Genomic DNA, 9,783 nt, shown 5'->3' with positions numbered 1-9,783 from the left:
AGCCAGTAGGCGAACATGTTCAGCCGCGGGAAGGCGACGTCAGGCGCGCCGATCTGGAGCGGCATGATCCAGTTCGTGAAGCCGGCGAACAGCGGCGTCGCGAACATCAGCAGCATGATCGTGCCGTGCATCGTGAACGCCTGGTTGAACTGCTCGTTCGACATGATCTGCAGACCGGGGCGAGCGAGTTCGGCGCGCATGAGCAGCGCCATCACTCCACCGATCAGGAAGAACGCGAACGACGTGACCAGATACAGCGTTCCGATGGTCTTGTGGTCGGTGGTGGTGAGCCACTTGATGACCACGTTGCCGGGCTGCTTGCGCCTGACCGGCAGCTCATCTGCGTAAGAGCCTTCAGCTGCCGCGGCACCCTGGGGTTCGTTGAGGATGCTCACAGGTTGTTCGTCTCCCGGTTCTTCTCGTGGCTCGTCTGCGCGATGCCGGCGGGAATGTAACCGGTCTGCCCCTTCTTGGCGAGGTCCTTGAGGTGCTGCTGGTACCGCTCGGGGGAGACGACCTTCACGTTGAACAGCATCCGGGAGTGGTCGACGCCGCAGAGCTCGGCGCACTTGCCGAGGAAGGTGCCCTGCTGGTTCGGGGTCACCTGGAACGCGTTGGTGTGTCCCGGGATGACGTCCATCTTCATCAGGAACGGCACCACCCAGAAGGAGTGGATGACGTCACGCGAGGTGAGGACGAAGCGGACGGTCTCACCCTCGGGGAGCCAGAGCGTCGGACCGGGGTTGCCGGTCTGCGGGTTCTTGGTACCCGGCGTACCGACGTCGTAGACACCGCCGGCGGCGGCCGGGAAGTCCTTCTTGAACCGGTCCGGGATCGCGTTCAGGTTCGCGTCGGTCTTCGCGTCCCCGGTGACACCGTCGACGGGCGTGATGTAGTTGAAGCCCCAGCTCCACTGGAAGCCGACCACGTTGACCGTGACGTCGGGCTTCTTGCTGAGGCTCAGGAGCTTCGTCTCATCGCGCGCGGTGAAGTAGAACAGCACCGAGATGATGATGATCGGGACCACCGTGTACAGGGCCTCGATCGGCATGTTGTACCGGGTCTGGGCCGGAACCTCGATCTTGGTGCGGCTGCGCCGGTGGAAGATGGCGCTCCAGATGATCAGACCCCACACCAGCACGCCGACGGCGAGCGCGGCGGCCCAGGACCCCTGCCACAGGGAGAGGATCCGCGGAGCCTCTTCCGTGGTCGGGGTGGGCATACCAAGGCGGGGGAAGTCCTTGTATGTGCAACCGGTAGCGGTCGCAAGGACCAGGCCCGCGGTCATTGCCTGCAGCAGCTTCCGCCGCATCGGGCGCCGCGGCGAGCGGTCGGAGCCGTTGGGACTCACGTAGCGCCTTCCCGAGAGTCTCGCCCGCGCGGTTCGGCTGCGGCCTTCTCGCTGGTCGGTCGCCGCCCTGCGTCGGGCAGGGGTTTGGATGTTTATGCGGACCAAACCCTAGCCGACGCGTTCTGAGGCTTCGCGGGGAGGGGGGCATACGCGTCGCCTGTCACTCGGTTGGGGTGGGAATGGGCGCCCAATAGCTCGGGTTGTCGCGGTTTGCGGTGCGGGTGCGGGTACGTGGGAGCTGGTTGCGCGCTTCCTCCCCCAGCGCCCCTTGCGTCAGCTGCCCTGAGGAACGTTTTAACGTTGCTGCGTGTCCTACTTTGACGCTGCTTCCGCCGCTCCTCTCCATCCCGTCGCCCGGCAAGCGCTGTTGGCCGCTCTGGACGACGGGTGGGCCGACCCTTCCCGTCTCTACCGCGAGGGCCGCAGGGCGCGGATGCTGCTGGACGCGGCGCGGGAGGCGGCGGCCGAGGCCGTCGGTTGCCGGCCGGACGAGCTGACTTTCACCTCTTCGGGTACGCGGGCCGTACATACGGGCGTCGCCGGGGCGTTGGCCGGTCGCCGCCGGACGGGACGCCACCTGATCGTGTCAGCCGTCGAACACTCCTCCGTCCTCCATTCGGCCGAGTTGTGGGAGACGGAGGGCGGGGCCGTGACCCAGGTGCCGGTGGCGCGGACGGGAGCGGTGGACGCCGGTTCCTACGCGTCCGCGCTGCGCCCGGACACCGCGCTCGCCTGTCTCCAGTCGGCCAACCACGAGGTGGGCACCGTGCAGCCGGTGGCCGAGGTGGCCGAGGCGTGCCGGGCGGCCGGGGTGCCGTTGCTGGTGGACGCGGCGCAGTCGCTGGGGTGGGGGCGGGTGGAGGGTGACTGGTCACTGCTCGCGGCGAGTGCGCACAAATGGGGCGGCCCGGCCGGGGTGGGGCTGCTCGTCGTACGCAAAGGCGTGCGGTTCGCCGCCCAAGGGGCTGCGGACGAACGGGAGTCGGGGCGGGCGCCCGGCTTCGAGAACCTGCCGGCGATCGTCGCGGCGGCGGCGTCGCTGCGGGCCGTGCGGGCGGAGGCCGAGCAGGAGGCGGTACGGCTGCGGGAGCTGACGGCGCGGATCCGGACGCGGGTGGCGGAGTCGGTGCCGGACGTGGAGGTGGTCGGGGACGCGGAGCGGCGGCTGCCCGGGATCGTCACCTTCTCCTGTCTCTATGTCGACGGCGAGACGTTGCTGCATGAGCTGGACCGGGAGGGTTTCTCGGTGTCGTCCGGATCGTCCTGCACGAGCAGCACCCTGACACCGAGCCATGTCCTGAGGGCGATGGGTGTCCTGAGCGAGGGGAACGTACGGGTGTCGCTGCCCGCGGGTGCGGCGGAGGCGGACGTGGAACGGTTCCTGGAGGTGCTGCCGGGGCTGGTGGCGGGGGTGCGGGAGAAGCTGGGCGCTCCGGTGCCGGTCGCTGTCTCGGAGGCGGATGTGCTGGTCGTCGACGCTCTCGGCAAGCGCTGCCCGATCCCGGTCATCGAACTCGCGAAGGTCATCGGCACCGTGCCGGTGGGCGGCAGGGTGCGGGTCCTGTCCGACGACGAGGCCGCACGTCTCGACATCCCGGCGTGGTGCGAGATGCGGGGACAGGAGTACGAGGGTGAGGAGAAGGCGGAGCAGGGAACGGCGTACCTGGTACGCCGGATCAGCTGAGGCGCCCCGTTCAGGGGCGCGGGGCTGTGTCCACCTGCGGCTGCCGCCGCGTGGGCGCGACCAGCCCCCACGCCGCCGCATCCGCGACTCAGACCAGATGACCCCGGACCTCTTCGGCCGCCTCGTCCCCGTACGCCTTGGTGAACCGCTCCATGAAGTGCCCCCGGCGCAACTGGTACTCCTGCGTACCCACCGTCTCGATGACGAGCGTCGCCAGCATGCAGCCCACCTGAGCCGCCCGCTCCAGCGAGACCCCCCACGCGAGTCCCGACAGGAACCCCGCGCGGAACGCGTCGCCCACGCCCGTCGGGTCGGCCTTGCGCTCCTCGTCGGGGCAGCCGACCTCGATGACCTCCTCGCCGACCCGCTCGATCCGCACCCCGCGCGCGCCGAGCGTGGTGACCCGGTGGCCGACCTTCGCCAGGATCTCCTCGTCGGTCCACCCGGTCTTGGTCTGGATCAGCCCCTTCTCGTACTCGTTGGAGAAGAGGTACGTCGCACCCTCCAGCAGTATCCGGATCTCGTCGCCGTCCATCCGGGCGATCTGCTGCGAGAAGTCGGCCGCGAACGGGATCGCGCGGGCGCGGCACTCCTCCGTGTGACGGAGCATCCCCTCGGGGTCGTCCGCCCCGATCAGGACCAGGTCGAGGCCGCCGACCCGGTCGGCCACCGTCTTGAGCTCGATCTGCCGGGCCTCGCTCATCGCACCCGTGTAGAAGGAGCCGATCTGGTTGTGGTCGGCGTCGGTCGTGCACACGAAACGCGCGGTGTGCAGGGTCTCCGAGATGCGGACGGACTCCGTGTCGACGCCGTGCCGGTCGAGCCAGGCCCGGTAGTCGTCGAAGTCGAAGCCCGCCGCGCCGACCAGGATCGGCCGGGTGCCGAGCTGTCCCATGCCGAACGCGATGTTCGCGCCGACACCGCCCCGACGCACGTCCAGGTTGTCGACCAGGAAGGACAGCGAGACCGTGTGCAACTGGTCCGCGACCAGCTGGTCCGCGAAGCGGCCGGGGAAGGTCATGAGGTGGTCGGTGGCGATGGAGCCGGTGACTGCGATGCGCACGGCTGGGACTCTCCTGAGGGGAGGCGTGAATGACAGTTAACGCTACCGGGTCGGCTGGGCGTCCTGAAGGTGCCAAAACTACCCGATAGTAGATCTTTCTTCGCGGCCTCCGCCGTGCATACGGTGCCGTCATGACGAACCTCAAGGTCCACGCCTCCGCTCCGGCCGACCTCGACGGCGACCTGGCGTCGCTGCGCGGGGACTGCGCGCGGATGGCCCCGCACTGGGTGGTTCCTGATCACAGCGATGCCCGGCCGGTGCCGCCGTCACTCATCCACGGGGTGACCGTGCCGAAGAAGTCCGCCCGGCTGCTGGACGCGATGTCCGAGTACGGCGACTAGGCGGCGCACCGCCAGGTTCCGCCCGGCGCGTTCCCCGGGAACCGCGCGCCCCCCTTCCGCGTCCCATCGCCGTCCCCCGTGCAGGGGAGGCGGGATACGACACGGCAAGGAGCGATGCGGTGAAGAGCGAGCGACCCGAGAACGACGAGGACGCGGCCGCGGGCGTCACCGGACAGCGGCCGGAGGCCGACGGGGCCGAGGCGCGGTCCACCGCGGACCCGACCGAGGGCGCCGCACCCGACACTCCGGAGCCGAAGGGGACCCCCGACCGGAGCCCGGCCGCCCCGGCGCCGGAGGCGGCCGCCGACCCCACGCCCGCCCCGACATCGGAAAAAGCTGCCGGAGGCCCGGCCGACCCGAAGGCCGGACCGGCTGACGCTGGTGAGCCAGAAACGGCCCCCGGCCCCGCAGCCGACCCGAAACCCGAAGCAGGCGTCGACGCGGAGCCGGAAACCGTCAGCAACCCGGCAGCCGACCCGAAACCCGCAGCAACCACCGCCACAGCCCCGGAAACCACCCCCGGCCCCGCAGCCGGGCCGAAGGCCGAAGCGGGCGTCGGTGCGGAGTCGCAAACAGGCAGCGGCTCGGCAGCCGGTCCGGAAGGGGAGGCACGTGGCGGCGTGGCGTCGGAAGAAGGGGTTTCCGGTGCCGGGGCGGTCTCCGAGGCGCGGCTGCTCTCTCCTTCCGAGGGGGACGGTGACGGGCGGCCCGTCCGGCGTCGGCCGGCCGCTCTCGTCGTCGTTTCCGTGGCCGCCGCCGTACTCCTGGTCGGCGGCGGAAGCGCCTACCTCGTGTCGAGCGACGGCACCGGCAGCGGCGCAGGGGCCGCCGCCGGCACCACTCCCCCGGCGCTCGCCCTGGACGGCCACTCCTCCGGCGGCAACGGCATAGCCCCCGGTGAGCCCAACCCGTACGGCGTGACCTACCGCGCCGGCGGCACACTCCCCGGCGGGCCCGCATCGGCTGCCGTGTACCAGCCGTCCGGTGAGGTCTCCAAGGACCGGGTGGCCGCGCTGGCGAAGGCGCTCGGCATCACCGGGGCGCCGGTGGCCGAGGGGCAGGTGTGGAAGGTCGGCACCGACAACGACGGCTCCGGCGGGTCCCTGCAGGTGAACAGGGCAGCCCCGGGCATCTGGACGTACAGCCACTACGCCCCCGGCACCGACGACTGCGAGTCCACCGTGACCTGCGTCAAGGATCCGGCGGCGCCGGCCGGTGCCCCGGTGGGCCCCGCCGTGGCCCAGAAGGCGGCGGCTCCGGTACTGAGGGCGCTCGGCGAGGACTCGGCGAAGCTGGACACGAGCCAGGTGATGGGTGCGCAGCGGGTGGTGAAAGCCGATCCGGTGGTCGGCGGCCTGCCGACGTACGGCTGGACGACCGGGCTGACCGTCGGCAGGCAGGGCGAGCTGGTCGGCGGCGACGGGATGCTGGCGGCGCCGGTCAAGGGCGACACGTATCCGGTGCTGGACGCGTCCAGGACGCTCGCGCTGCTGAACGCGGCGCCGGGCACCGGGCACCGGATGGGCATCGGCGGCTGTGCCAGTTCCGTACCGCTGAAGGACCGGCTGGAGCAGCCGTGCTCCGCGTCGACGCCGTCCGCCTCCTCGGCGGTGGTCGAGAAGGCGGTGTTCGGGCTGGCCGCGCAGTCGGTGGCCGGCCGGCAGGCGCTGGTGCCGTCCTGGCTGTTCCAGGTGCGCGGGGCGGGGTCGGCGGACGCCTACACGGTCACCTATCCGGCGGTGGACCCGAAGTACCTGGCGTCGGCGGCCACCCCCTCGGCGAGCGCCAGTGCCGCGCCGAGGGACGTGAAGGCCGACGCCTACACCACGGACGACCGCGAACTGGTGGTGGCCTTCACGGGCGGGGTGTGCGCCGACTACAAGGTGACGGCGGACGAGGGCTCGGAGCAGGTCGTGGTGAAGGTCACGGCGACCCCCTGGCCGGACAAGGTCTGCGTGATGATCGCCAAGCAGTACCACCAGGCGGTACGTCTGGACGCGCCGCTGGACGGCCGGAAGGTGGTCGGCACGGACGGCAGGGCCGTACCGAAGGAGCGGGCGACGACGCTGAACCCGCAGCTGGGTCGAGGGTGAACCCGCAGCCGGCCTGAGAAACGCCCGAAGGCGGCGGCCCCGGAAGGGGCGTCCGTCGGCTCAGCTGAAGGAGTCGCCGCAGGCGCAGGAACCCGTCGCGTTCGGGTTGTCGATCGTGAAGCCCTGCTTCTCGATGGTGTCGACGAAGTCGATCGACGCGCCGCCCAGGTACGGGGCGCTCATCCGGTCGGTGACGACCTTGACGCCGCCGAAGTCCTTGACGACGTCACCGTCGAGGGAACGCTCGTCGAAGAAGAGCTGGTACCGCAGGCCGGAGCAGCCACCGGGCTGGACGGCGACACGCAGGGCGAGGTCGTCGCGCCCTTCCTGGTCGAGCAGGGCCTTGACCTTGGCCGCGGCGGCGTCACTCAGGATGATGCCGTCGGTGGCGGTGCTGGTCTCGTCCGATACGGACATCTACATCTCTCCCGGGTTGTACGGAGACTGCTTGCCGACGAGTGCAACCGACGGGTCCGCTGATTCATTCCGGGCCGGCGTTCGCGTTCTCGCGTTCTCGCTTCTTCTCTACCTCTTCATGCTCGCACATGTGCGGCACCGGGATTGATGTCACATCGACGCTATGGGCATCGTCAAAGTGACGTGAAGCAGTTATGATAGATAACGTCAGAACGACGAAAAGTAGAAAGGGTGCGTGTCGTGACCACCGCCCAGACCCCGGAGCTCGACGTACAGCCGTCTCCGCTCGCCCTGCTGCTGCTCGGCCGTGAGGCCGACCCGAGGAGCGAGCGGGGTGTCGAGTGTCCCGGCGACCTGCCCTCGCCGTCCGACCCGGACCTGGTCGCCCGGGCCCGCGCGGCCAAGGAGAAGCTCGGCGACAAGGTCTTCGTGCTCGGCCACCACTACCAGCGCGACGAGGTCATCCAGTTCGCCGATGTCACGGGCGACTCCTTCAAGCTGGCCCGGGACGCGGCCGCCCGCCCGGAGGCCGAGTACATCGTGTTCTGCGGTGTGCACTTCATGGCCGAGTCCGCCGACATCCTCACCTCGGACGACCAGAAGGTGGTCCTGCCCGACCTCGCCGCCGGCTGCTCCATGGCCGACATGGCGACGGCCGAGCAGGTCGCCGAGTGCTGGGACGTGCTGACCGAGGCCGGGATAGCCGAGCAGGTGGTCCCCGTCTCGTACATGAACTCGTCCGCGGACATCAAGGCGTTCACCGGCAAGCACGGTGGCACCATCTGCACCTCGTCGAACGCGCAGCGGGCCCTGGAGTGGGCCTTCGAGCAGGGCGAGAAGGTGCTGTTCCTGCCGGACCAGCACCTGGGCCGGAACACGGCGGTGCGGGACATGGGCATGTCCCTGGAGGACTGCGTCGTCTACAACCCGCACAAGCCGAACGGCGGCCTCACCGCCGACCAGCTGCGCGACGCGAAGATGATCCTGTGGCGCGGCCACTGCTCGGTGCACGGCCGTTTCTCGCTGGACTCGGTCAACGACGTGCGCGAGCGCATCCCGGGTGTCCATGTGCTGGTCCACCCGGAGTGCCGGCACGAGGTCGTGGCGGCGGCGGACCACGTCGGCTCGACGGAGTACATCATCAAGGCGCTGGAGGCCGCGCCCGCCGGTTCCAAGTGGGCCATCGGCACCGAGCTGAACCTGGTCCGCCGGCTCGCGAACCGTTTCGCCCCGGAGGGCAAGGAGATCGTCTTCCTCGACAGGACGGTCTGCTTCTGCTCGACCATGAACCGCATCGACCTCCCCCACCTCGTGTGGACCCTGGAGTCGCTGGCCGAGGGCAACCTGGTCAACCGGATCGAGGTCGACAAGGAGACGGAGACGTTCGCCAAGCTGGCGCTGGAGCGGATGCTGGCGCTGCCGTAGCCGCCGCCCCGCGGGTCACCCCGAGCCGGACTTCCGCTCGGGGTGCGCGGGGTCGAGGCTGAACAGGGTGCCGTCGGGGGTCACGACGGTCAGCGCGCCCCCGTAGAGCAGGGCCTGGGGATCGGCCGCGCCGCCCGTCGAGGCTCGCTGCACCCGGGGGTCGGTCTGCCAGAGGAGCGAGCCCTTGCGGGTGTCCACGGCGGCCACCCGGCCGCTGGGACTGGCCAGGTACAGGGTGTGCGTGCGGGGGTCGTAGGTCGGGGAGCCGGAGTTCTCCACGCTGGTGCGGGTGTGCCAGAGTTCCTTGCCGGTCCGCGGGGACACCGCCGTGACCTGGCCGTTCGAGGCCGTGACCCACAGCGTGTCGGAGGCCAGCGTCACCGAGCCTTGGTACGTCTTCGCGAGCTTCGTCGTCGACCGGCCGCCGGTCACCGGGTCCGTCAGGAGGATCCTGGCGAACGTGGAGTCCTCCAGGGACACCGAGCCGCTCTCGTCGGCGGCCAGGACCAGGGCCGGGTGGCCGTCGACGAGTCCGAGGAAGCCGCTCTCGAAGGGGACCTGCTGACGCGCGAGGACCGTTCCGTCGGTGCGGTCCAGTTGCAGGACCAGGGCGTACTTCGCGTTCTGGTTCGTGGGGTAGCACTGGGCGTACAGGCCGGTGCCGGCCGACACGAACGTGCAGTAGGTGCCGGTGGGCAGGCTCATGGTCCAGCGCGCCTCGCCCGTGCGGGCGACGCGGGCCGTCACCGTCCGGCCGTCGTGCTCGGCGGTCAGGACCACGTCGCCCGCCATGACCAGGCCGACGTTGTCGTCGTAGGTCCTGCGGGTCCACAGTTCGTCGCCGCTCGCCGCGTCCAGGGCGACGACGTAGGCCGGGTTGCTCGCGGCGCCTTCCTTGGAGATGGCCTCGTGGACCACGACCACGCCGTCGTGCACCCCGAGGACCGAGGAGTTGTACCCGGTGTAGTCGGTGCCGGGCGGTGCCAGCGAGGCCCGCCAGGCCGTCCGGCCGGTCCGGCCGTCCAGTCGTACCGGCAGGACTCCGTCGCCTCCGCAGTAGACGGCGTCGCCCTGGCTCAGGCACGCGGACTGGCTGTCCGGCGGCGCGCCGTCGGCCGCGCCCAGCGCCTTGGCCTCGCCCCGGTCCGCCGACTTGAACACCGTGGTCTGCCAGGGCCGCCAGCCGGCGGGCAGCGCGGTCCAGCGAGTGGCCGTGGCGGAGCTCGCCGCCCGGGGGGTGTCCGGGAAACCCGGTCCGAACCGGACGTACCCCAGCAGCCCCAGCGTCAGCGCGCCCACCGTGCCGACCGCCGTCCAGAGGGTACGGCGGCCCCGGCGACGGCCGGAGCCGGAGCCGGTCGCCGGGTCGGCGTCGGCGCCCGGGCCGGTCGCGGCCCCGGACGGCCAGC

At 70.8% G+C, this 9,783-nt stretch carries 9 protein-coding genes; 4 read left to right on the top strand and 5 right to left on the bottom strand.

Translation table 11 applies throughout. The features are described 5' to 3' along the window. Together ABZ646_RS31905 and coxB are read right to left on the bottom strand one after the other, a co-directional pair. Positions 1-395: cbb3-type cytochrome c oxidase subunit I (locus tag ABZ646_RS31905; protein WP_360526523.1), on the bottom strand; the 395-nt coding region annotated here is incomplete at its 3' end. Then, complete coding sequence (gene coxB / locus ABZ646_RS31900; RefSeq protein WP_360526520.1) at positions 392-1,351, bottom strand: cytochrome c oxidase subunit II; 960 nt, start codon at positions 1,349-1,351, stop codon at positions 392-394. The genes ABZ646_RS31905 and coxB, both read right to left, overlap by 4 nt. A gap of 307 nt (positions 1,352-1,658) precedes the next feature. Here coxB and ABZ646_RS31895 point away from each other — a divergent pair, with 307 nt between their 5' ends. Then, positions 1,659-3,035 (top strand): aminotransferase class V-fold PLP-dependent enzyme, encoded by a 1,377-nt coding sequence (locus tag ABZ646_RS31895; RefSeq protein WP_360526517.1) that lies wholly within the window; start codon positions 1,659-1,661, stop codon positions 3,033-3,035. Positions 3,036-3,123: 88 nt separating this feature from the next. Here the strand turns inward: ABZ646_RS31895 and ABZ646_RS31890 are convergent, their stop codons facing one another. Further along, the gene (locus tag ABZ646_RS31890; RefSeq protein WP_360526514.1) at positions 3,124-4,098 is read right to left on the bottom strand and encodes a carbohydrate kinase family protein; all 975 of its coding nucleotides are present in this window, start codon (positions 4,096-4,098) and stop codon (positions 3,124-3,126) included. 131 nt (positions 4,099-4,229) lie between these two features. On the opposite strand from ABZ646_RS31890, the gene ABZ646_RS31885 reads away from it, so the two are divergent. Beyond that, complete coding sequence (locus ABZ646_RS31885) at positions 4,230-4,439, top strand: hypothetical protein (RefSeq protein ID WP_360526511.1); 210 nt, start codon at positions 4,230-4,232, stop codon at positions 4,437-4,439. Positions 4,440-4,558: 119 nt separating this feature from the next. Further along, complete coding sequence (locus tag ABZ646_RS31880; protein ID WP_360526508.1) at positions 4,559-6,532, top strand: hypothetical protein; 1,974 nt, start codon at positions 4,559-4,561, stop codon at positions 6,530-6,532. 60 nt (positions 6,533-6,592) lie between these two features. On the opposite strand, the gene ABZ646_RS31875 is transcribed toward ABZ646_RS31880, so the two are convergent. Continuing rightward, entirely contained in the window at positions 6,593-6,949 is a 357-nt protein-coding gene (locus ABZ646_RS31875) for an iron-sulfur cluster assembly accessory protein (protein ID WP_030951236.1), read from the bottom strand. Between the two features lie 240 nt (positions 6,950-7,189). Here ABZ646_RS31875 and nadA point away from each other — a divergent pair, with 240 nt between their 5' ends. Continuing rightward, complete coding sequence (nadA, locus tag ABZ646_RS31870) at positions 7,190-8,374, top strand: quinolinate synthase NadA (protein WP_360526505.1); 1,185 nt, start codon at positions 7,190-7,192, stop codon at positions 8,372-8,374. Positions 8,375-8,389: 15 nt separating this feature from the next. On the opposite strand, the gene ABZ646_RS31865 is transcribed toward nadA, so the two are convergent. After that, the coding region (locus tag ABZ646_RS31865) for a PQQ-binding-like beta-propeller repeat protein (protein WP_360526502.1) at positions 8,390-9,783 on the bottom strand (1,394 nt) is incomplete at its 5' end.

This window comes from Streptomyces sp. NPDC007162, from assembly GCF_040634175.1.
Lineage (GTDB): Bacteria > Actinomycetota > Actinomycetes > Streptomycetales > Streptomycetaceae > Streptomyces.
Note: the sequence above shows the minus strand (reverse complement) of the source record. Positions and strands in the feature narration are given on the sequence as shown.